19 protein-coding genes are annotated in these 21,298 nt (G+C 59.2%); 5 read left to right on the plus strand and 14 right to left on the minus strand.

The window, feature by feature from the left end; all coding sequences use genetic code 11:
* Positions 1-117, minus strand: a 117-nt coding sequence (locus tag CKW14_RS30630) for a transposase (protein WP_371857732.1), incomplete at its 3' end; no start/stop codon positions are given.
* Between the two features lie 128 nt (positions 118-245).
* Complete coding sequence (locus CKW14_RS28620) at positions 246-992, minus strand: response regulator transcription factor (RefSeq protein WP_095126620.1); 747 nt, start codon at positions 990-992, stop codon at positions 246-248.
* A gap of 320 nt (positions 993-1,312) precedes the next feature.
* Here CKW14_RS28620 and ycaC (CKW14_RS28625) point away from each other — a divergent pair, with 320 nt between their 5' ends.
* Positions 1,313-1,945, plus strand: coding sequence for an isochorismate family cysteine hydrolase YcaC (ycaC, locus tag CKW14_RS28625; protein WP_007915995.1), 633 nt, complete (start codon positions 1,313-1,315; stop codon positions 1,943-1,945).
* A gap of 87 nt (positions 1,946-2,032) precedes the next feature.
* Here ycaC (CKW14_RS28625) and CKW14_RS28630 read toward each other — a convergent pair whose 3' ends face one another.
* Together CKW14_RS28630 and CKW14_RS28635 are read right to left on the minus strand one after the other, a co-directional pair.
* Positions 2,033-3,055, minus strand: coding sequence for an alpha/beta hydrolase (locus CKW14_RS28630; protein WP_095126621.1), 1,023 nt, complete (start codon positions 3,053-3,055; stop codon positions 2,033-2,035).
* A 181-nt stretch (positions 3,056-3,236) separates the two neighbouring features.
* Positions 3,237-4,493, minus strand: a complete 1,257-nt coding sequence (locus tag CKW14_RS28635) for an MFS transporter (RefSeq protein ID WP_095126622.1) — start codon at positions 4,491-4,493, stop codon at positions 3,237-3,239.
* 265 nt (positions 4,494-4,758) lie between these two features.
* Here CKW14_RS28635 and CKW14_RS28640 point away from each other — a divergent pair, with 265 nt between their 5' ends.
* Positions 4,759-6,306: a sensor domain-containing diguanylate cyclase gene (locus CKW14_RS28640; protein WP_095047878.1), complete on the plus strand. Its 1,548-nt coding sequence runs from the start codon at positions 4,759-4,761 to the stop codon at positions 6,304-6,306.
* Here CKW14_RS28640 and CKW14_RS28645 read toward each other — a convergent pair.
* The 4 genes from CKW14_RS28645 to CKW14_RS28660 form a co-directional block, all read right to left on the minus strand.
* Entirely contained in the window at positions 6,268-8,730 is a 2,463-nt protein-coding gene (locus CKW14_RS28645; RefSeq protein WP_095126623.1) for a hybrid sensor histidine kinase/response regulator, read from the minus strand. The two genes, CKW14_RS28640 and CKW14_RS28645, sit on opposite strands and share 39 nt — an antisense overlap.
* A 136-nt stretch (positions 8,731-8,866) precedes the next feature.
* Positions 8,867-10,405: a cryptochrome/photolyase family protein gene (locus CKW14_RS28650; protein ID WP_095047876.1), complete on the minus strand. Its 1,539-nt coding sequence runs from the start codon at positions 10,403-10,405 to the stop codon at positions 8,867-8,869.
* A 325-nt stretch (positions 10,406-10,730) separates the two neighbouring features.
* Positions 10,731-11,855, minus strand: coding sequence for an alkene reductase (locus CKW14_RS28655; protein WP_095126624.1), 1,125 nt, complete (start codon positions 11,853-11,855; stop codon positions 10,731-10,733).
* A 103-nt stretch (positions 11,856-11,958) separates the two neighbouring features.
* Complete coding sequence (locus CKW14_RS28660) at positions 11,959-12,636, minus strand: type 1 glutamine amidotransferase domain-containing protein (protein ID WP_095126625.1); 678 nt, start codon at positions 12,634-12,636, stop codon at positions 11,959-11,961.
* A gap of 212 nt (positions 12,637-12,848) precedes the next feature.
* Here CKW14_RS28660 and CKW14_RS28665 point away from each other — a divergent pair, with 212 nt between their 5' ends.
* The 3 genes from CKW14_RS28665 to ycaC (CKW14_RS28675) all read left to right on the plus strand — a co-directional run bounded on the left by CKW14_RS28665 (position 12,849) and on the right by ycaC (CKW14_RS28675) (position 16,990).
* A complete protein-coding gene (locus CKW14_RS28665; protein WP_095126626.1) occupies positions 12,849-13,433 on the plus strand; it encodes a TetR/AcrR family transcriptional regulator in 585 nt (194 codons plus the stop codon).
* A 164-nt stretch (positions 13,434-13,597) separates the two neighbouring features.
* Positions 13,598-15,724, plus strand: a complete 2,127-nt coding sequence (locus tag CKW14_RS28670) for a TonB-dependent siderophore receptor (RefSeq protein WP_095126627.1) — start codon at positions 13,598-13,600, stop codon at positions 15,722-15,724.
* Between the two features lie 633 nt (positions 15,725-16,357).
* Positions 16,358-16,990, plus strand: a complete 633-nt coding sequence (gene ycaC / locus CKW14_RS28675) for an isochorismate family cysteine hydrolase YcaC (protein ID WP_007916011.1) — start codon at positions 16,358-16,360, stop codon at positions 16,988-16,990.
* 99 nt (positions 16,991-17,089) lie between these two features.
* Here ycaC (CKW14_RS28675) and CKW14_RS28680 read toward each other — a convergent pair whose 3' ends face one another.
* The 6 genes from CKW14_RS28680 to CKW14_RS28705 all read right to left on the minus strand — a co-directional run bounded on the left by CKW14_RS28680 (position 17,090) and on the right by CKW14_RS28705 (position 20,874).
* Complete coding sequence (locus CKW14_RS28680) at positions 17,090-17,827, minus strand: Fic family protein (RefSeq protein WP_095126628.1); 738 nt, start codon at positions 17,825-17,827, stop codon at positions 17,090-17,092.
* Positions 17,824-18,087: a hypothetical protein gene (locus tag CKW14_RS28685; protein ID WP_095126629.1), complete on the minus strand. Its 264-nt coding sequence runs from the start codon at positions 18,085-18,087 to the stop codon at positions 17,824-17,826. Before CKW14_RS28685 ends, CKW14_RS28680 begins: the two co-directional genes overlap by 4 nt.
* 141 nt (positions 18,088-18,228) lie before the next feature.
* Positions 18,229-19,152, minus strand: a complete 924-nt coding sequence (locus tag CKW14_RS28690; RefSeq protein ID WP_095126630.1) for a LysR family transcriptional regulator — start codon at positions 19,150-19,152, stop codon at positions 18,229-18,231.
* 93 nt (positions 19,153-19,245) lie between these two features.
* Complete coding sequence (locus tag CKW14_RS28695; RefSeq protein ID WP_095047870.1) at positions 19,246-19,956, minus strand: SDR family NAD(P)-dependent oxidoreductase; 711 nt, start codon at positions 19,954-19,956, stop codon at positions 19,246-19,248.
* A gap of 49 nt (positions 19,957-20,005) precedes the next feature.
* Positions 20,006-20,662 (minus strand): DsbA family oxidoreductase, encoded by a 657-nt coding sequence (locus CKW14_RS28700; RefSeq protein WP_095126631.1) that lies wholly within the window; start codon positions 20,660-20,662, stop codon positions 20,006-20,008.
* Positions 20,659-20,874 (minus strand): 4-oxalocrotonate tautomerase family protein, encoded by a 216-nt coding sequence (locus CKW14_RS28705; RefSeq protein WP_095126632.1) that lies wholly within the window; start codon positions 20,872-20,874, stop codon positions 20,659-20,661. Before CKW14_RS28705 ends, CKW14_RS28700 begins: the two co-directional genes overlap by 4 nt.
* Between the last annotated feature and the right edge of the window lie 424 nt (positions 20,875-21,298).

The following is a 21,298-nucleotide window of genomic DNA, read 5'->3' on the forward strand; positions in this document are numbered from 1 at the left end:
CAGAGCTGTAGGGCCCACGCCCATTGCTTCGCAGGCTTCACTCACCGAATAGTCTTTATCCAAAACCAGGCAAGCCGCATCCCGTTTGAAATCTGTCGAAAAATATCGTCTGGTCAAATCACACCTCGTCGTTGGGCGTAGATTAACGCCCTTTAGGGGTGTCCAGAATCATTAAGCCAGATCAGGTGAGGGGGGAATCTCACTGACACCACCAAAAAAGCCAAGCCTTCGCTAATCCCGGTGTATCAAGCCGCACTCGACGCCAACGTCTCCAACGGCGAATACATCCAGCGCATCAACGAATGCCGCCCGCTGATGCCCAACTTGATCGCCGCGCGTTTCAGATAACTCTCCACGGTGTTGACCTTCAACGCCAATTGCTCCGCCAGTTCCGGCGCCGTGCGACCGGCGAGCAGGCCGACGCAGACTTCAGTTTCGCGGTTGGACAGGCTCAGCCCCAGTTGCTCCAAGCGCTCGTCAAAGCGCAGGCGCAAGGTTTCCAGGCCGCTGCCTTCGGCTGCTTCGGACGGAATTTGTGGATCAGGGGTGGCCGGTTGCAGGGCGTTGATGTGTTTTTCCACCATCGGCAGCAGCACCGGGGAGATGTCCTGCAACAGGCTGCGCTCCTGCGCGGAAAAGCGTTGCGACTCGCCGTTGCGGTACACCGAAATCACGTAGCGATAGCCGTCCTTGCGCCGGGTCAGGTGCAGTTGCGAGGCGTCCGCACTGGTCGCGGCCGGCGGATTCTGTAAATGGTGAGCCGCCGCACTGTGTTCGGAAAACACCGTTTCGGCGAGCAGGGCCGGCTCTTTCAGCGGCTCCGGCTCACTGCGGCTCGACGCGCGGCCCACTGGTTCGACACGCACCTGCCGGATATGCGTGGCGTCGACCGCCAGTTGCGTCAGGATCAGGTCATGCAGCATGCGCGGAAAGTGCCGGCTGCCGGTGCTGGCGATGACCTTGCCGATGTGGGGGAACAAGTGTGAATTCATATGCGTGTCATCCCTGAGAGGCGTTAATTCAAAAACGTCTGCAGCCCTGTCGACGATCTCCTTGGTCGACGAAAAACCGCAGACTTGGATCCTATCCTAGTACAACGTTTGAGCGACGGTTTAATGAAGGTGTTATTAGCTAATAACCCTGAATTTGCTGGCTTCAACGTGGGAACGAAGAGAACACCGTCGTTGAATTGTCCTGTTCAGGTTGACGGTGAAACCCATTTCAACCGATTTATCCCTTTCCGATGCGTCAGTAACCTGTACACAACTTGAACGCAACAACAACTTTCCAACATTGAAAAGGGACGCACACCATGACCACTCCAACCTACAACCGCCTGAACAAAGACGACGCTATCGTGCTGCTGGTCGACCACCAGACCGGCCTGATTTCGCTGGTGCAGGACTTCTCGCCGAACGAGTTCAAGAACAATGTGCTGGCCCTGGCGGATCTGGCCAAGTTCTTTGAGCTGCCGACCATCCTCACCACCAGTTTTGAACAAGGCCCGAACGGCCCGCTGGTGCCAGAGCTGAAAGAGATGTTCCCGGACGCGCCGTACATCGCTCGTCCAGGCCAGATCAACGCCTGGGACAACGAAGACTTCGTCAAGGCGATCAAAGCCACTGGCCGCAAGCAGATCATCATTGCCGGTGTGGTGACGGATGTGTGCGTAGCGTTCCCGACCTTGTCGGCGCTGGCAGAAGGGTTTGAGGTGTTTGTGGTGACCGACGCTTCCGGCACTTTCAACACCACAGTGCAACAGGCTGCATGGAGTCGCATGACTCAGGCCGGCGCACAGATGATGAACTGGTTTTCGGTGGCGTGTGAGCTGCACCGCGACTGGCGCAACGACATTGAAGGGTTGGGCAATCTGCTGTCGCAGCGCATCCCCAACTACCGCAACCTGATGAACAGCTATTCGGCGTTGACGGCTCAGCAGAAGTAAGCTGACGTGCTGCAAACGAAAAGCCTGCCCTGAAAAGCAGGCTTTGTCGTGTCTGCGCTTTAAAGCGCTGGCAGCGCTACGATGGCGTTACTTCAGGTTTTGGCTGAAAAACGTGGTCAATTTGGCGAAGGGAATCAGGTTGACCCGGTCGTACAAGTCGACATGGCCGGCCCCTGGAATGATCAGCAGCTCTTTGGGTTCGGCCGCGCGCTGGTACGCGTCTTCACTGAACTCGCGGGAGTGCGCCTGAGCACCGGCGATGAACAGCAGCGGGCGCGGGGAGATGCTCTCGATGTCATTGAACGGGTAGAAGTTCATGAACTTCACATTGCTGATCAGCGTCGGCATGGTGGTGGTCTGCGGCGAAGCACCGGCCGGAGTGACCTGGCCACGCGGGGTACGGTAGAAATCGTAGAACTCGTCACCCACGGCATTGCCAGTGAGCTTGAGCGGTGTGCCGCCGGTGTAGCGCACCGGGCCGCCCCAGGACTGCGCGTCACGCTGCTGCGCCGCCTGTTCAATGATCGATTGGCGTTGCGCTGGCGTGAGCGAATGTTTGAGGCCGTTGCGGTTGGCAGCACCCATGTCGTACATGCTGACGGTGGCAATCGCCTTCAAACGTGGGTCGATCTTGGCGGCACTGATGGCGAAGCTGCCGCTGCCGCAAATACCGATAACGCCGATACGCTCGCGATCGACCAGTGGGCGAGTGCCGAGAAAGTCCACCGCCGCGCTGAAGTCTTCGGCATAAATGTCCGGCGCAACCGACTGGCGTGGCAGGCCTTCGCTTTCGCCCCAGAAGGACAAGTCGAACGACAGCGTGACGAAACCCTGTTCCGCCATTTTGGTCGCGTAGAGATTGGCGCTTTGCTCTTTCACTGCGCCCATCGGGTGGCCGACGATGATCGCGGCATTTTTTGACTGTGGGTCAAGGTTCTTCAGGCTGAACAGATTGCCTGCGACCTTCATTCCGTACTGGTTCTTGAAGGTGACCTTTTCCACGGTCACTTTATCGCTGGTGTAGAAGTTGTCTGCGCCGTTCGACATATCGGCTCCCATGGCTGAAAAAGTACTGAAGAGCAGCCCGAAGGCCAAGCAAAAACCTTTCACTGGAATGTCCTTGCGATTGAGGGTTTATTCGTCTGAGCCTGTGCACGAACATTCTCTCGATCAGCGCCTCGGCGCCGAAGTGCATTCCTCTGGATTGCTTGCCTGATCCACTGAGTCCTGGATTTTTAATGCCGCGCAAACACGATTTGGCGGCGATGAGAGGGCAGGGACGCGATATGGATTACGCTGAGGATTCAGCGCTGGCCTCGACCACCCCGGTCTCAGCCCGCCCGCCACTGCGCTGAGTTTCCGGAACACCGATCGCGAGCAACACAACCGCCACCGCCGCAATAGCGGCCAGGGTCAGAAACGCCGCGCTGTAACCGGCCTCTTGCACGACGAGTCCGGCGAGGCCGTTGCTCAGCGCCGCGCCCAGCCCGAACACCGTGGTCAGTGCGCCGAGGCTGACGTTGAAGTGGCCGGTGCCCTGGGTGAGGTCTTTGACCATGATCGGAAACAAGGCGCCGAACAGACCGGCGCCGACGCCGTCGAGCAGTTGCACCGCGACCAGCCAATAGGCGTCGTCCGACAGCGTATAAAGCACGCCGCGCAAGGGCAGGATCAGGAATCCGGCCAGCAGCAGCGGCTTGCGTCCCCATAGATCGGCTTTCGCCCCGACCAGTAATGCCGCCGGCACCATCACCAGTTGCGCCGCGACGATGCAGGCCGAGGTCAGCGGGGTGGCCATCTGCAAATTGGCTTGCGCGAGTTTTTGACTCACCAACGGCAACATCGCCGCATTGGCGAGGTGGAACAGCGCACAGCAAATGGCGAACAGCAACAGCGGCCGGTTGCTCAGCAGCACCGACAAACCGGAAGGCTGGCGGTGGCAGGCGTCGGCTGGATCCAGTCCGCGCGCCAGATCATGGTCGATGGCTGCTGGCGAAACGCAGGTGATGGCAATGACACTGGCCAAAGCCATGGCCGCCATCAGATAGAACACTGCGACCGGGCCGAACAGGTAGGCAAATATACCGGCCAGCAGTGCGGCGCAGGCATTGCCGGCATGATTGAAGGTTTCGTTGCGCCCGGTTCGCCGAGTGAACGCCCGTGGCCCGGTCATGCCCAGGGTAATCGCACAAATGGCCGGGGCGAATATCGAGGCGGCCATTGCGCTCAAGGTTTGCGTCAGCGCCACCCAAGTGAACGACGTCACGAACGGCAGCACCAGGCAGCTTCCGGTCACCACCAGCGCGGCGATCGCAATCAACGCACGTTTGCGCCGGCTGTTGTCGACCCAGGCACCGGCGGGTGTCTGGGTAATCAGCGCGGCGACCCCGGCGATGGTCATCACCAGACCAATGCTGGCCGGCTCCCAGTGATGCACCGCCAAAAGATAGATGGCCAGATAGGGGCCGAGGCCGTCGCGCACGTCGGCGAGGAAAAAGTTCAGGCTGTCCAGGGACAGGTTGTTGCGGCGATCGAGGTCAGCGGCCACGGCGGTGTCTTCAATGTTCGAGGTTTGCGGATGGATTCAACCTCAGCAAGCCTAATGACCTGCGCCCGTGAATATAAGTTGCAGGCCACGGCTGTGTCGTTGCGAAACAACGTCAAGGGGCTGAAAACGACGTTCCGTCATACGGTTGCTGCACGTTCGACGCGCTACTTGTATCCTTGCGCCGGTCGAGGACATACGACCGCTGTTATTGCCTTGAATCAGTAACGGCCGGAACCGGAAACCGGACTTTCCATTAGGTACTTTCGTGAAGCGTGATACCCACCTCGTCATCCTCTTGCTGCTGGTCATCGGCTGCTCCCTGGCGTCGCTGACCATCTGGAAAGTGCTGTCTTCGCGCGATCGCGCGCTGGAGGAAGTCAACGTGCACGGGTTGAACCTGACCCAGGCACTCGAGACCTATTCCGAAGGCATTGTCCGGCAAAGTTCGCTGCTGTTGCTCGGGCTGGTCGAACGCCTGGAAACCGAAGGCAGTGGCCCCACGCAGATCCAGCGCCTGAGTGCGCTGATCAACCGCCAGCAACCGTTGATGCCACAAATGAGCGGTATCACCATCTATGACCGAGATGGTCATTGGCTGATGTCGTCGAACCGGCCGATTCCGGTCGGTGCCAGCAGTATTGATCGAGCCTATTTCATTCATCATCGCGCCGATCCGAGCCGCGAACCCTTTATCGGGCCACCGATCCGCAGCCGTTCCAATCAGGAGTGGGTGATCACCGTCAGCCGCCGTTTCAATGATGATCGCGGCGAGTTCGCCGGGGTTGTGGCCGTGACGCTGGGCGTGGAAAACTTTCTGCGCCTGTTCGGCAAACTCGACATCGGCCAGGACGGTGCCATCGGTTTGTCCTATACCGACGGCACGTTGCTGGTGCGCTATCCCTTCCGCGAGCAGGACATGGGCCGCAACTTTTCCAAGTCGCCGATCTACGCCAAGTACCTGGTCGATCAATCGGTCGGCACCGCGTCTTATACCTCCAGCCTGGATGGCGTCGAACGCCTCTACGCCTTCCGCAAAAGTGAGAAGTTGCCACTGATCACCACGGTCGCCATCGGCAAGCGTGAAGCGCTCAAGGCGTGGCGAACCGAGGCACTGCTGTCGGCGGTGGTGGTGGCGGGGCTGTTGGGGCTCACCGGTCTGATCGGCTGGTTCTTGATCCTCGATATTCGGCGCCGGACCCAGGTGGAAGGCGAACTGCGCATCGCTCAGCAGCAGTTGCTCGGCTCCAATCGGCAACTCGAGTTGTTGGCCATGAAGGATGCGCTGACCGGGCTGGCGAATCGGCGCTGCTTCGACCAGACCCTGGCCACAGAGGCGCGTCGGGCAAAGCGCGACGGTTCGTCACTTGCCTTGCTGATGATCGATATCGACTATTTCAAGCGCTTCAATGATGCCTTCGGGCATGTTGCCGGCGACGCTTGTCTGCAAACCGTCGGTAGCGTGCTGGATGAGTGTGTGCGGCGACCGTCGGACCTGGTGGCGCGCTACGGCGGCGAAGAGTTCGCCGTGATCATGCCCGACACCGATATGGGCGGCGCTGCGGTGGTGGCGCAGTTGATTATCGAGCGCCTGCAGCAAGCCAACATTGCCCACCCCACCAGTCCGGTGGCTCGTGTGAGCCTGAGCATCGGCATCGCCGTTGCGCACGGTCCGCACCTGGAGCCGGTGAGCGCTCTGATCGAGTGCGCCGACCAAGCGCTGTATCAAGCGAAAACGGCAGGGCGCAACAGGTTCATGACATCCGCTGCGCAACCCTCACTCAACGTCGATGGACAGCAGGCCACCGACTCGTGACACCAGCGTGTCGACGGCAAACGGTTTGGTCAGTACCTGCATGCCCGGGCCGAGCTGACCGTTGCCGATCACTGAATTTTCCGCGTACCCAGTGATGAACAAAGTCTTCAGCCTCGGCCTGATTTCCCGGCCCGCATCGGCCATCTGCCGGCCGTTCATGCCGCCCGGCAAGCCGACATCGGTGATGAGCAAATCGATGTGCGCGCTGGAACGCAATACTTCCAGTCCCTCAACGCTGTCGGCCGCTTCGAGCAGGTTGTAGCCGAGGTCGTTCAGCACGTCTTTGAGCAGCGTTCGAACGGTGGGTTCGTCGTCGACAATCAGGATGGTCTCACCGGCCTTTGCCGGCAGGGTTGCCGAGTTTTGCGTGTCATCGTGATTGCGCTGCGTTTCGCCGCGGTAGCGCGGCAGGTAAATGCAGATGATGGTGCCTTGCCCCACGGTCGACTGCACCCGCACCTGCCCGCCGGATTGCTTGGTGAAACCGTAGATCATCGACAGCCCCAGCCCGGTGCCCTGGCCCAGTGGTTTGGTGGTGAAAAACGGGTCGAAGGCCTTGGCCATGACCTCCGCACTCATACCGGTACCGGTGTCTGCAACCGACAGGCACAGGTATTGCCCTTCGGGCATCTCCCGTATGCGCGCTGATTCAGCATCCAAGGTTCGATTGGCGGTTTCGACGGTGATGCTGCCGCCATCGGGCATCGCATCACGGGCGTTGATGCACAGGTTGAGCAAAGCGTTTTCCAGTTGGCTGGCATCGACCAGCGCCGGCCACAGATCGGCGCCAACGACCGTTTTCAGGCGAATGCTCGGGCCGACGGTGCGCTGGATCAGTTCGGTCATGCCGGCAATCAGCGCGTTGACTTCAGTCGGCCGAGGATCGAGGGTCTGCCGGCGGGAGAACGCCAGCAGGCGATGGGTCAGGGCGGTCGCGCGTTTGGCGGCGTCCTGGGCGATCAGCATGTATTTGTCGATGTCCTTCAGACGACCTTGGGCGATGCGTTTTTCCATCAGCTCCAGAGAGGCACAGATCCCCGCCAGCAGGTTGTTGAAGTCATGGGCCAGACCGCCGGTGAGTTGCCCGACGGCTTCCATTTTCTGCGATTGGCGCAACTTCTCTTCGGCCTGCATCAGTTCTGCGGTGCGCGCCGAGACCCGTTGTTCCAGTGTGTCGTTGAGCGCTTTTAAAGCGGCGGTGACCCGGTCGCGTTCGTCTTCGACATTGCGCCGGTCTTCGACATCGATCAGCACGCCGGGAAAGCGTAAAGGCGTGCCGTCCTCGGCGCATTCGACGCGTCCGTTGGCTTCGATCCAGGTGTATTTGCCATCCCCGCCGCGCACTCGGTACTGGTGCGAATAGGCGCCACCGCGGGCAAGGGCGTCATTGATTGCCACTGTCAGCCCCTCGCGGTCATCGGGGTGCACGGTGACTACCACTTGCTCCAGGCTCAGACCGTCACGGCCCAGTGCCGGGTCAAGGTTGAAGACCCGGGCGAAAGCTTCGTCGACGTAGAAACGATCGGTGGGCAAGTGCCAGTGCCAAGTGCCGATAATGGCGCCGGCGGCCAAGGCGAGTTGGACCCGTTCGACGTTTTCCCGAGCAATCGCCTCGCTGACGCGCAAGCGTTCCTGCGCGTCGCGGCGCTCGGTGACGTCGCTGAAGAAGATCGCAATCTGCCGATCGGCCGGGTCACCGACACGGACGGCGCGTACGTCGAACCAGCGTTCGAAGGTGTTGGCGTAGTTCTCGAAGTTGGCCGGCTCGCCGGTCTTGGCGACGTGGCCGTAGGTCTCGAACCAGAATTTCTCCAGGTTGGGCGCAAACTCGGTGACCCACTTGCCCCGCAGGTTGACCCCGGCCTGACGCTCGAACGCCGGGTTGGCTTCAACGAAGCAGTAATCGATGGGGTAGTCGTCGGCGTCGAATTTGACTTTGACGATGGCGAAGGCGGCTTCGATGGTTTCCAGAATGGTGCTGAAGCGCTCTTCACTTTTGCGCAGTGCGGTTTCGGCACTGCGCGAACGGGTCAGGTCGAGCATGGCCCCGACCATGCGTTCGGCTTTGCCGTCGGCATTGCGGATCAGATGCCCGCGGTCGAGCACCTCGGCGTAGGATCCGTCCTGACAGCGGAAGCGGTACTCGGCACTCCAGGTGGTGCCTGTGCCCGCCATCGCCGCCCGAATCGAAGTCTCTACCCGCGCGCGATCCTGCTGGTGGATCTGCGCAAAGCGCCAGTCACACGTCGGTTCGATGGCGCTGGGAGCGTAGCCGTACGCCTGTTCCAACGCGTCGTTCCAGACAATCTGATGGGTTGTCAGATCCCAGTCCCAGACGGCGTCGCAGGTCGCTTTGACGGCCAGGCGCAGGCGCGTGACCTCGGACTCAAGCTCCTCGCGAGTAAGCTGTTTCAGGATATCCACCCCTCATGCCTTGATTATTGGTCTGCGTTCAATAGGCGTGTTTCAAGCGAACACCCAGGTTGCTTCGTAAGCTTTGTGAGCCATTGACCCGGGGCGCCCTGTTTAAGTTGCACGCGGGGCACGGGCGCGTGCGTTTTCATAACGAGTCGCCGTTATCCAGCGTGTCGAGCAACTGTTGGCCGCGTTGCCACAGTGCCTGTTGTTTGGCTGGCGGCATGCGGTCGAGATTTTTGTACATCATCGCCATGCGCTGATTGCCCCGTAGAAGGTCGGCGTGGCGCATCAGGAAATGCCAGTACAGGGCGTTGAACGGGCAGGCGTTGTCGGCCGTGGTTTCGCGCACCGAGTAAGCACAGTCGCGACAGTAGTCGGACATCCGGTTGATGTACTGGCCGCTGGCGCAATAAGGCTTGGAACCGAGGTAACCGCCATCGGCGTGCATGACCATGCCGAGGGTGTTAGGCAGTTCGACCCAATCGAACGCGTCCATGTAAATCGCCAGATACCATTCACAGATCTGCTTCGGCGCGATGCCGGCGAGCAGGGCGAAATTGCCAGTGACCATCAGGCGCTGGATGTGATGGGCGTAGGCGTGTTTGAGGCTTTGGCCGATGGCCTGGCGCATGCAATTCATTTTGGTTGCAGCGGTCCAGTAGAACTCCGGCAATGGCCGCTGGTTGGCAAATGCATTGCCTTCGGCGTACTCGGGCATGTGCAGCCAGTAAACGCCTCGGACATATTCGCGCCAGCCGATCAGTTGGCGGATGAAACCTTCGGCCGCATTCAGCGCGATGCTGCCGGACCAATAGGCCGACTCCACATCAGCGCAGAGCTGGCGCAGGTCGAGCAAGCCAATGTTCAGCGCCGCGCTGATGCGCGCATGGAACAGAAACGGCTCGTCGCTGGCCATGGCGTCCTGATAGTCGCCGAAGCCGGCCAGGGCGTAGTCGAGAAAGTACGCCCAGAGCGCCTGGGCATCGGCGTGCGTCACCGGATAGTTGAAGTCCTCCAGACTGCCGTAATGACTGGCGAAACGGTGTTTTACCAAGGCGAGGACTTCGACGGTGATTGCATCGTTGGCAAAACCGGCCGGGTAGGGTGCCTTGACGGTTTTCGGCAAAGCTTTGCGATTCTCGGCGTCAAAGTTCCACGCGCCGCCGACCGGCGTGCCGTCACCGTTGAGCAACAGGCGACTTTTGCGGCGCATCTCGCGGTAGAAGAACTCCATGCGCAACTGTTTTTTGCCTGCGGCCCAAGCGCGAAACTCATCGCGGCTGCACAGGAAGCGGCCGTCCGCGTGCCAGTTGATCGGCACACCACACGCTTTGAGCGATTGCTCCAGACGCCAGTCTCCGCACTCCGTCACGTGCAACTCGCTGGCCTGCAACAAAGTCTGCCAGCGCTTCAGCTCGCCGGGCACCGAACCGCTGTTCTGCGGGTCGTCGAGGGCCACGTAATGCACCTGGATGCCCTGTTTCTCCAGCGCCTGAGCAAAGTGACGCATGGCACTGAAAATCAGCGCGATCTTCTGCGGGTGATGGGCGACATGGGTGGCTTCTTCCATAACCTCGACCATCAGCACACGGTCGTGTTCGCTATCCAGACCGGCCAATGACGCCAGATCAAACGATAACTGGTCACCCAATACCAGGCACAGCCGACGGGTTTTGTTCATTTCACGAATTCAGCGTAAGGGCAGCAGGCTGCCGCGTGGACGTTTAAGTGCTAAGTCCAGATAGTTGTACAGATTGTAGTCTGTGTATAGGTTTTTGTGCGGTGAATTGCGTGATTCCGGGTATTGGCGAATCGTATCTCACCAGCCTGAATACTCAGATCTCCCCTGCGGGAGCGAGCCTGCTCGCGAAGGCGTCGTCACATTCAACATTTTGGCTGACTGACACGCCGCTTTCGCGAGCAGGCTCGCTCCCACAAGGGCTTTCACTGCGACTCGGATGAACGCTCCCGCTGTTGCGGGAGCGCTTGACGCCGCGTGGAAAGGGTTAGCCGGGATAAACGGGGTAATCCACATAGCCCTCGGCGTTGCCGCCATACACCGTCGCCGGGTTCAGCGCGTTCAACGGCCAGTCATTGGCAATCCGCGCCGGCAGGTCGGGGTTGGCCATGAACGGGCGGCCGAAAGCGATCAGATCCGCCAGCCCGGAGTCGAGCAGTTGCACCCCGGATTCGGCGGTATAGCGCCCGGCGTAAATGATCGCGCCGCTGAAGGTTGCGCGCACGGCCTGACGAAACGTCAACGGCATCGCCGGGGCGTTGTCCCAATCGGCTTCGGCGATCGACAGATAGGCGATGCCCACGTCCTGCAGCACTTTGATCGCTTCGATGTAAGTCGTGTGCGGGTCTTCCTCGACCATGCCCAAATAGGTCCGCGCTTCATCAGTGGTGGTGAACAGCGGGGCGAAGCGCACGCCGACTTTTTCCTTGCCGATGCATTCGGCAACACCGGCCACCACTTCGCGCAGAAAACGCAGGCGATTGTCCAGCGAGCCGCCGTACTGATCGGTGCGCAGATTGCTGTGGGCCGAGATGAACTGGTTGACCAGATAACCGTTGGCGCAGTGCAATTCGATGCCATCGAAACCCGCGTCCATGGCGTTGCGCGCAGCCTGGATATACAGCTGCACCAGTTCTTGAACTTCATCAGTGCTCAGTGCGCGAGGTGCTGACGGTGGAACCAGTTCACCGGCACCGGGCGTGGTTTCGATAAACACGCTGACGCGGTCGGTGGCCACGGCGGAGGCTGAAACCGGAGCTGCGCCGTTGGGCTGCAACGCGGTGTGCGAGACACGGCCAACGTGCCACAACTGGGCGAAAATCACCCCGTCCACGGCATGCACGGCGTCGGTGACTTTGCGCCAACCGGCGATTTGCTCAGGCGTATGAATGCCCGGCGTCCACGCATAACCCTGGCCACGAGGTTCGATTTGTGTGCCTTCGGTGACCAGCAGACCGGCGCCGGCGCGCTGTTGGTAATACTCGGCCATCAGCTCGTTGGCGATATTGCCCGGTTGCGTGCTGCGCTGACGGGTGAGAGGCGGCAGGACGATACGGTTTTTCAGGGTGTGATGACCCAGTTTGGCGGGGGTGAAGAAACTGCTGTGGTTCATGAATGACCTTGCTCGTGGTTTATTAGACCAGTCGTCTATTGGCTGGGCGAAAAAATAACGCCGGGCAACACGCACCCGGCGTTTGGAAGGGTTGTTCGAGGTTTTAGCCGAGCATCTTCAGCAGTTTCTCGGCGACGGCGGCGGAACTGGCCGGATTCTGGCCAGTGACCAGTTGCCCGTCGGCGACCACATGAACCTGCCAGTCAGCGACTTTCGAGTAATAACCGCCGAGACGCTGGAACTCGTCTTCGATCAGGAACGGCACCACGTCCGTCAGGCCGACTGCCTCTTCTTCGGCGTTGGTGAAGCCGGTGACCTGGCGATGCTGCACCAGCGGTTTGCCGTCAGCGGTAAGGACATGACGCAATACACCCGGTGCATGGCAGACGAAACCGTGGGGTTTGTTGGCGCGGTCAAACGCTTCGATCAACGCGATTGACTGGTTGTCTTCGGCCAGATCCCACAGCGGGCCATGGCCACCCGGGTAAAACACGGCATCAAAGTCATCAGCGTTGACGTCGGCCAAGCGGCCGGTGTTGGCCAGTGCCTGTTGTGCGGCCGGGTCCTGGCGGAAGCGATCGGTCTCGGCGGTTTGAGCATCAGGCTCATCGCTTTTCGGGTCGAGCGGCGGCTGGCCACCGGCTGGCGAAACCAGGGTGACGTCGGCGCCGGCGTCCTTGAAGGCGTAGTAGGGCGCGGCGAATTCTTCCAGCCAGAAGCCGGTTTTCTTGCCGGTGTCGCCGAGTTGATCGTGGGAAGTCAAAACCATCAGGATTTTCATAGAGCACCTTGAGTCGATCAGGTGTCTTCGATTGGGCGAAGGATTCGCACATCGGCAACACCGGTCAGAAAACGTTTGTCGGGGCGCAGCATAGATTCCAATTAGACCAGTCGTCTAGTAATTTTTTATCCTGCGGTTTTTCATCGACAGGTATGGCAAACTTCCGTTCCTCCAAATATACGACTGGTCTATTGCCTGGTAATGTGCGCCCGATGAAAGCGACCTACGACGACACCCGCCAACACTTGCTCGACACCGGCCACCGGATGATGGCCGAGAAGGGCTTCACCAGTGTCGGCCTCAACGAAATCCTGCAAACCGCCGGTGTGCCCAAGGGCTCGTTCTATCACTACTTCAAATCCAAAGAGTTGTACGGTCAGGCGTTGCTGGCGGATTACTTCGTCGGCTATCTCGCCGACATGGAACGGCGCCTGACGCTGCCGGGGCTGAGCGCCTATGAGCGGCTGATGGATTACTGGCAGGGCTGGCAGAACCGCTGCACCCTCGAAGGCCACGGCGATGAGTGTCTGGTGGTCAAGCTCAGCGCTGAAGTCGCCGACTTGTCGGAGTCGATGCGCCTGACCTTGCGCGATGGCGCCGAGCAAGTGGTGGCGCGCATCACTCTGTGCATCGAGCAGGGCCAGGCCGAAAACAGCCTGCCCGCAGGCGACGCCCGGCATCTGGCGGAAACCCTTTATCAGCTGTGGTTGGGCGCCAGTTTGCTGAACAAATTGCAGCGTACCGGGCAGTCGCTGCAGACCTCGATGGCGATGACGAAACAACTATTGCACGTTTGACCAAGGTTTTTGTGCGACGCAATGGGTGACCTACCTGTCGGCACTCGATCGGTTAGATATACGAATGGGAATAAGTTTCAATAACGGAACGCTTGGTATACCATCGCCGCGTTTTGCTGGCGGTTTTACCCTTCGTTCTGGCCTATTCGTAAGGTTTTCATTTCATGCGTCGTACTCTGCTTTCAATTTGCGTGCTGCAGGCGTTGTCCCCTTCCTCATGGGCCGAACAGGCCGAATCAACACCCGCAGCGCTAGAGCTGGAGGCGACCGACGTGGTCGGTACAGCGGATTACGAACGGGCTGACGGCCCGGTGCAGGGTTACCGCGCCACACGTTCTGCCAGTGCCACCCGTACCGACACCTCGATCCATGAAACCCCGCAATCGATCAGCGTGGTCACCAAGGATGCTGTCGAAGACCTCGGCGCCACGCGTCTGCAAGATGCGCTGGATTATGCCGGTGGTGTGGGCCGGGCGAACAATTTTGGCGGGCAGGGCCTGACGACGTTCACCGTGCGCGGTTTCACCACCGGCGAGTTCTACCGCAACGGCTTCCCGATCAATCGCGGCTACCCGAACATGCCCGATGCCAACACCATCGAGCGTCTGGAAGTTCTGCGCGGGCCGGCGACGATGCTCTACGGCCGTGGCGATCCCGGCGGCACCTTCAACGTTGTGTCCAAGCAGCCGTTGGCCGAGCGCACGGTCACGTTGGGCAGTCAGTTGAATGATCAAGGCATGAAGCGCGGCACCCTGGACGCCTCCGGCCCGCTGGATGAAGAGGGGCGCCTGGCCTATCGACTCAACGTGGTGGGTGAGGGCGGCGATACCTTCCGCGATCACGTCGAGACCGAGCGCTACGGCATCACGCCGGTTCTGACCTGGCAGGCCAGCGATACTACTCGAGTGATCTTCGAGGGTGATTTCATGCGCAACAATCATCCGCTGGATCGCGGTGTGACGCGTTACGCCAAGCAGATCGGCACCGCCTCGCGTGACACGTTTTTCGGCGAAAAAGACGCCGGCAAATTGCACAACGACAACAACATGGCGCAACTGCGTTTCGAACATCTACTCAATGATGACTGGACGCTGGGCGGTGGTTTCCAGTGGCTCGACGGCTCGCTTGAGGGCAATGCGATCGAGGCCAACGGCATTGCCGATGACGGTCGAACCCTGGGGCGCAACTTCAACTACCGCAAACTGGAATGGACCGACAAGGACACCCAGCTCAATCTGACCGGGCATTTCAGCACTGGTGGTTTGCAGCACACCTTGTTGACCGGCATTGAGTATGAAGATTATGACTACAAGTCGATCATTCAGCGCTCCAGCGGCGCGGTCGGCGCCTACCCGATCGACATCTTCGATCCGGTCTACGGCCAGCCGCGTCCGGCACTGACGCGCACGCCAACCCACGACAAGGAAAACCTCAAGACTTACGCCGCGTTTGTACAGGATCAGGTCGCGTTGACCGAGCGTCTGAAGGTCTTGGCCGGCGCACGTTTTGAGCGTTTCGAGCACGACTATGAAACCTATGTGCCGGGCGGCAAAAACTGGCAGGCCAGTGATAACGCGGTGACCCCGCGCCTCGGCGTGACTTACGACCTGACCGAGACTCTGGCGATCTATGCCGACACGGCGCGCTCGTTCAAACCCAATACCGGCGCGAGTCGTACGGGCGGAGGCTTCGCACCGGAGAAGGGCAAGTCCTACGAAATGGGCATCAAGTGGGAAGCGCTGGACCATCAGTTGAGCGTGGATGCGGCGATCTACCAGATCGAAAAACGCAATGTGCTGACCACTGACCCGGTTGACTCGACCTTCAACGTCGCCGCCGGAGAAGTGCGCAGCCGTGGTTTCGACCTGAACGTCGCCGGCAACCTGACACCCGAGTGGCGAGTGATCGGCGGCTACGCCTACGTCGATGCCGAGGTGACCAAGGACAATGTGATCCGCTCTGGCACGCGCCTGATGAACATTCCGCAAAACAGCTTCAGCCTGCTCAACGTCTACGAGTTTCAGGACGGTGCGCTAAAAGGCCTGGGCCTGGGCACCGGACTCAAGTATGTCGACCAGCGTGCCGGGCAAACCGCCAATACCGCGTTCTCGATGGACAGTTACACCGTTGTCGACCTGCTCGGCTTCTACAAGGTCAACGAGAAAGTGCGGCTCAACCTTGACCTGAAAAACCTGTTTGACCGCGATTATGAAGAGGGCGCGTTCGGTAACGTCTACGCCTATCCAGGTTCACCAAGAACCGTGCAGGTGGGGATTTCCTACACCTTGTAAGCCGAGCTCGACGCTGCAACGGCAGCCCCTCACCCCAGCCCTCTCCCGGAGGGAGAGGGAACCGACCGAGGCGTCTTGCGTTATGCATCGAACTGATAGGTCGCGTCGATTACGCGGGCATCGGCAATGCTTGGCGGTATTGGATTCACCGGCGCTATTGCACGTCGGCGTTCATCGCCAATATCCCCCAATCGGTCCCCTGTCCTCGGGGAGAGGGAACCGACCGAGGTGTATTGCGTTATGCATCGACCTGACAGGTCGCGTCGATTACGCGGGCATCGGCGATGCTTGACGGTATTGGATTCACCGGCGCTATTGCACGTCGGCGTTCATCGGCAATATCCCCCAATCGGTCCTCTCTCCTGAGGGAGAGGGCTAGGGTGAGGGCGGCGGCTTCGGCACATGCCCGTTAGTGAGCGGGTGCTCGAACGCAGGATGCACGCGGCGCGCAATTTCCTGCTCAACAGCACGCGCTCGGTGGGCGAGGTGGCGCGATTGTGGTCGCTAGAGATTGTCCTTTTTGAGTTGACGGATAAACGCTTTTCAGCCGATTTATCCCGTTCCTGTGCGTCAGTAATCTGTACCCAACTTGAACGCAACAACAACTTCAAAAACTCAAAAGGGAAGCAAATCATGACCACTCCAACCTACAACCGCCTCAACAAAGACGACGCCATCGTGCTGCTGGTTGACCACCAGACCGGCCTGATTTCCCTGGTGCAGGACTTCTCGCCAAACGAGTTCAAGAACAACGTGCTGGCCCTGGCGGATCTGGCCAAGTTCTTCGAACTGCCAACCATCCTCACCACCAGTTTCGAACAAGGCCCGAACGGCCCGCTGGTACCGGAGTTGAAAGAGATGTTCCCGGACGCGCCGTACATCGCTCGTCCAGGTCAGATCAACGCCTGGGACAACGAAGACTTCGTCAAGGCGATCAAAGCCACTGGCCGCAAGCAGATCATCATTGCCGGTGTGGTAACGGATGTGTGTGTAGCGTTCCCGACCTTGTCGGCGCTGGCGGAAGGGTTCGACGTGTTTGTGGTAACTGATGCTTCCGGCACCTTCAACACCACTGTGCAACAAGCCGCGTGGAGCCGCATGACCCAGGCCGGTGCGCAGATGATGAACTGGTTCTCGGTGGCCTGTGAGCTGCACCGCGACTGGCGCAACGATATTGAAGGCTTGGGTAATCTGCTGTCGCAGCGGATTCCCAACTACCGCAACCTGATGAACAGCTACTCGGCGCTCACCGCTCAGCAGAAGTAAGCCTGCGCGATCCAAACGAAAGCCTGCCCTGAAAAGCAGGCTTTTGTCATTGTTAAGTCAAACCCCGGAATTCAACCGCGACACCACGGAGAGCGCGGATTATTCAAGAGAAGTTGCTCGATACGTTTTATAAAGTCGCTGGACCTCCGGATCATCCAGGCTTTCATACGTAATCCCTTCCTTGTCGAGTCCGTCCAGACCCTTTATCCCGCCAATCATTGCTGGCCATTCATCGCGGCTGGAGATATCGACGACGAAGGGGGTCAGATAACCATCCAAATGGCCTTTGAAAGGGTCTCGAATCTCGTCGGCGAGTGCTCGCAAGTAGTCGTCTTTATTGGTTCTCGACCAGTCGATAGCGAACCGGGTCCGATAGCACAACTCCATGTAGATGAGCAGGATTGTGCGGCCATTGCCATCCAAAAACGGGTGGGCGGACGCCAACTGGCCCATTACTTCGCCGGGGCGCTGACGAAAACGTTTTTTGTTTGCTGCGAGTTCAAAGGCGTATTCCACGGATCTTTTGATCAGGTCAGGACGTTCGAATATCGTGTGATGCGGATCATCTTTCGACCCTTTGAATACTGCGAGGTGGGGGACCAGTTCATTTCTGTCTTTTCCTGCCCACGGATAAAAACCGGAGAACAGGATTTCGTGGGTCTTGAGGACCGCTTTGTAGTCGATGGGTTTTTGCTTGGCGAGATAGGCAAGGGCATCTTCGATACTGGCTTCGAAGGAGAGATGCTCGGACTCTTTGACTTCAAGAGGGTCTTTCAGTTTGAGCGAGTTTTGAAGATAACCTTCAGTCTCGAAATCGCCGAAGGGGTCAAAAGTCATGCGCTAAGCTGCCTCTTGCAACGCCTTTTCTCTTGGAGGTAGCGTCCTTGAAGGGCCATGATTTCTGCTTTGTTGAGAACACCTTTACGTTTGAGATTGACGAGCAATTGCTCAATCCCATCCAGCTCGACAGCATCGCCTGCCAGACGAGTAATGGTCGCGGCCATGCAGCTCATGCTGTCACGCTCAGCGGTAACCTTATGCTTTTGGGCGAGTTTGCGGACTTCGCTCGCAACGCCGCCAGTGGCTGAACCCGTCATATGAACCCCTCGTTTTCTCTTCCGAAGCATAGCATGGCGCCGGCCCTGTAAATTTTCCAGCAGCGCCCGGCTGTCAGCGCGAACAAGTCCTTTTCCGGTTGATGGCGAACGCCTTTCAACCGATTTAACCCTTGTACCGCGTTACGCCTGCGCCCACTCATCACGAAACTGCAGCAGAAAATCGACAAACGCCCTGACCCGTTGCGGCACATAGCGGCCATGCGGGTAGAGCAAGGTGTAAGGTCGCGAGCGGCCGGCGTACGGCTCGAGCACCTCGACGAGGCTGCCGTCGGCCAGTTCTTTTTCGACAATGAATTTGTAGGTCTGAAAGACCCCGGCGCCATGCTTGGCCAGGGTCACGCCACCGAGCACATCATCAGAACAGGAGTAGCCGCCGTCGGAATACACTTCACGGTCGTGGCCGTTTTCCTCGAACAGCCAGGAGATCCGCCGTCCGCTGCTCGGCAGTTCGAACTGAATGCATTCGTGTTGCACCAGGTCTTCCAGCGTCTGCGGTGTGCCAGCCTTTTTCAGATAGTCGGGAGACGCGACCACCACCAGTTTTGCATCCTCCAACAGGCGCGCGACCATGGTCGAGTCCGGTTGGGCGCGGACGCGGATCGCCAGATCGTAGCCTTCGCCGACAAAGTCGATATTGCGGTTGCCCAAGTGGATGTCGACGGTGACGTCAGGGTAGAGCGCGCGGAATTTTGGTAGCAGCGGCAGGATGCGGTGATGGCCGTAAGTGGTGGGAAGGCTGATGCGCAACTGACCGGACGGTGAGGTCTGTGCGCCCATGACTTCTTGTTGCGCCTCGACCAATTGCGTCAGCGCCTGGCTGCACTGCAGGAAAAAGTTTCTACCGGCCTCGGTCAAGCGAATGCTGCGCGTGGTGCGGGCAAACAAGCGTGAACCCAATCTTTTTTCGAGGCGAAGAATTGACCGGCTCACGGCGGCCGGAGTTACACCGGCGAGCTGCGCGGCGGCGGTGAAACTGCCGGCTTCAGCGGCGAGGCAAAACAGTTCGATACTGCCCAATTGCAAGTCATCAAAATGGCGCTTCATGTGAGTACACCGAGGATCAACTGACGGTTCATTCTCAGGCTTATCTCATGAAGCGGCACCGCCGGTACACACCGACGGCGCTGCGGGGAGGTATCAATGGCCAGCGCTTTGACCACCATCGACATGGAGGATTTCGCCAGTGACGAAGTTCGCGCCGTCCAGGTACAGGATCGCCTGCACGATGTCATCGATCTCGCCCATATGCCCAACCGGGTGCAGGCTGCCGAGGGCGGCGTGGGTTTCTTCGCCGTGCATCGGCGTTTTGATGATGCCCGGTGATACCGCGTTGACCCGAATACCACGCTTGGCGTACTCGATGGCCAGAGACTTGGTCGCCGCGTTGATGCCACCCTTGGTCAGCGAAGCGAGCACCGACGGTACGCCGTCAATCGCGTGGTCGACTAGGCTGGTGGTGACGCTGACGATATGGCCGCTGGCGTTTTTCTCCATTTCGGCAATGGCCAGTTGCGAGATATGGAAGAAGCCGCTCATGTTGGTCGCCACGACCTGTGCGTAGTCTTCTTTGCTGTATTCGGTGAAGGGTTTGGCGACGAAGATCCCGGCGTTGTTGACCAGCGTATCGATACGGCCGAAATGTGCGACGGCTTCACGGATCACGCGCTCGGCGGTCTGCGGGTCGGCGATGTCACCGGCGACGGCGAGAATGTCCGGGTCAGTGGACGGTTTGATCGAGCGGGATGTCGCGACAACCTGATAGCCGCGCTCACGGAATCCCTTGACCAGGCCTGCGCCAATGCCTTGCGAGGCGCCGGTAATCACTACAACTTTCTTGGACGTGCTCATGATGTTTCCTCATGCAATCTGGATGGTTTGAATAAACGGATTTCGAAGGTCAGGCGTGAGCCGCAACCTGTGCTGCCTGACGTAACGCTTGCTCGTAATAAGCGACGGACTGGGAACCGGGGATGACCTGTTTGTCATCAAGAACCATGGCCGGAACCGAATCGATGCCGCGTTGCTGATAAAACCGTTCGAGTTCGCGCACTGCTTGGCTGAACTCAGCGGTGGCCAGAAGCTCTTGCGCACGCTGGCCATCGAGTCCGACTGCGCCTGCCAGTGTCACCAGCGTGGCGTGGTCATTCGGGTTCTTGCCGTCAGTGAAGTAGGCCTTGAGCAGCGCCTGCTTCAACTCACGCTGACGTCCTTGTGTGGCGGCCCAGAACAGCAGTCGATGGGCATCGAAGGTGTTGTGGAAATGGCTGCGTTTTTCCAGGTCGAAGTGAAAACCGATCTGCTCGCCGCGTTCGACGATCATCGCGTTGCGGTCCGCCACTTGCTCGGCGCTGCGCCCGTATTTGCGCATCATGTGCTCGATGGCGTGTTCACCTTCGGCGGGCATGTCGGGGTTCAGTTCGAACGGTTTGTAGGTCAGCTCCACGTCGACTTCGCCTGCCAGGTTGCGGATCGCTTGCTCCAGAGCGGTGGCGCCCAACGCGCACCAAGGGCAAACGACATCCGAGACGAAATCGATTTTCACGGCCCGGCTCATGACTGCGAGTCCGACAGCTGCTGGCGATACTCGGTGGTGGTGATGCCGGCATAACCCCAGTTATCGGTGTCGACTTCTTCGATCACGATGTGGGTGAGTTTCGGATCCTTGTGCAGCACCCGCTGCATCGTTTCGGTGATTTCCTTGATGACCTGGGCTTTCTGCTCCCGGGTCACGCCGTCACGGGTGATACGTACGCTGATGAAAGGCATTTGGGGTATCTCCAGTCGCTGGCCCGTCGGAGTGATGGGCGGCTGTTGGAGAGGACTTTAAGAGGCAGGCGGGAATTGATAAATGGGGCTTGAGGTACATCATTTGTGATGTGGTGTATCAAATGGCTGCGTGCGGTGAAGTGCGCAAGAAGTTGCGCAGTACCTGGCCTGTTTTCATCCGGGAAAGTCTGTGCAGGCCTTATGAACCGGGGCTTTCAGCCAAGTGCGCAACTTCTTGCACACCACTGCGCAAAAAGTTGCGCACTTTTATTTGTTTAATCTCGTTTATTCAAAGGTCGGCGTACGGGTCGTTTGTTTAAGGCGCTGAAGAATAATGGTTTTGTGATAGCTGGCATGGAGTTTGACAGCTCAAGCCTGCCCGGACAGGCAATGGTGCCTGTCCGGTTGTGTGTTTTAAGCAAGG

The sequence above is a fragment of the Pseudomonas sp. Irchel s3a12 genome (genome assembly GCF_900187485.1).
Classification (GTDB): Bacteria; Pseudomonadota; Gammaproteobacteria; order Pseudomonadales; family Pseudomonadaceae; genus Aquipseudomonas; species Aquipseudomonas neuropathica.

Coding starts and splice junctions, on each gene's coding strand:
- CKW14_RS28620 (WP_095126620.1), bottom strand. CDS start 992: ATGAATTCACACTTGTTCCCCCACATCGGCAAGGTCATCGCCAGCACC.
- ycaC (WP_007915995.1), top strand. CDS start 1,313: ATGACCACTCCAACCTACAACCGCCTGAACAAAGACGACGCTATCGTG.
- CKW14_RS28650 (WP_095047876.1), bottom strand. CDS start 10,405: ATGAACAAAACCCGTCGGCTGTGCCTGGTATTGGGTGACCAGTTATCG.
- CKW14_RS28655 (WP_095126624.1), bottom strand. CDS start 11,855: ATGAACCACAGCAGTTTCTTCACCCCCGCCAAACTGGGTCATCACACC.
- CKW14_RS28660 (WP_095126625.1), bottom strand. CDS start 12,636: ATGAAAATCCTGATGGTTTTGACTTCCCACGATCAACTCGGCGACACC.
- CKW14_RS28665 (WP_095126626.1), top strand. CDS start 12,849: ATGAAAGCGACCTACGACGACACCCGCCAACACTTGCTCGACACCGGC.
- CKW14_RS28670 (WP_095126627.1), top strand. CDS start 13,598: ATGCGTCGTACTCTGCTTTCAATTTGCGTGCTGCAGGCGTTGTCCCCT.
- ycaC (WP_007916011.1), top strand. CDS start 16,358: ATGACCACTCCAACCTACAACCGCCTCAACAAAGACGACGCCATCGTG.
- CKW14_RS28680 (WP_095126628.1), bottom strand. CDS start 17,827: ATGACTTTTGACCCCTTCGGCGATTTCGAGACTGAAGGTTATCTTCAA.
- CKW14_RS28685 (WP_095126629.1), bottom strand. CDS start 18,087: ATGACGGGTTCAGCCACTGGCGGCGTTGCGAGCGAAGTCCGCAAACTC.
- CKW14_RS28690 (WP_095126630.1), bottom strand. CDS start 19,152: ATGAAGCGCCATTTTGATGACTTGCAATTGGGCAGTATCGAACTGTTT.
- CKW14_RS28695 (WP_095047870.1), bottom strand. CDS start 19,956: ATGAGCACGTCCAAGAAAGTTGTAGTGATTACCGGCGCCTCGCAAGGC.
- CKW14_RS28700 (WP_095126631.1), bottom strand. CDS start 20,662: ATGAGCCGGGCCGTGAAAATCGATTTCGTCTCGGATGTCGTTTGCCCT.
- CKW14_RS28705 (WP_095126632.1), bottom strand. CDS start 20,874: ATGCCTTTCATCAGCGTACGTATCACCCGTGACGGCGTGACCCGGGAG.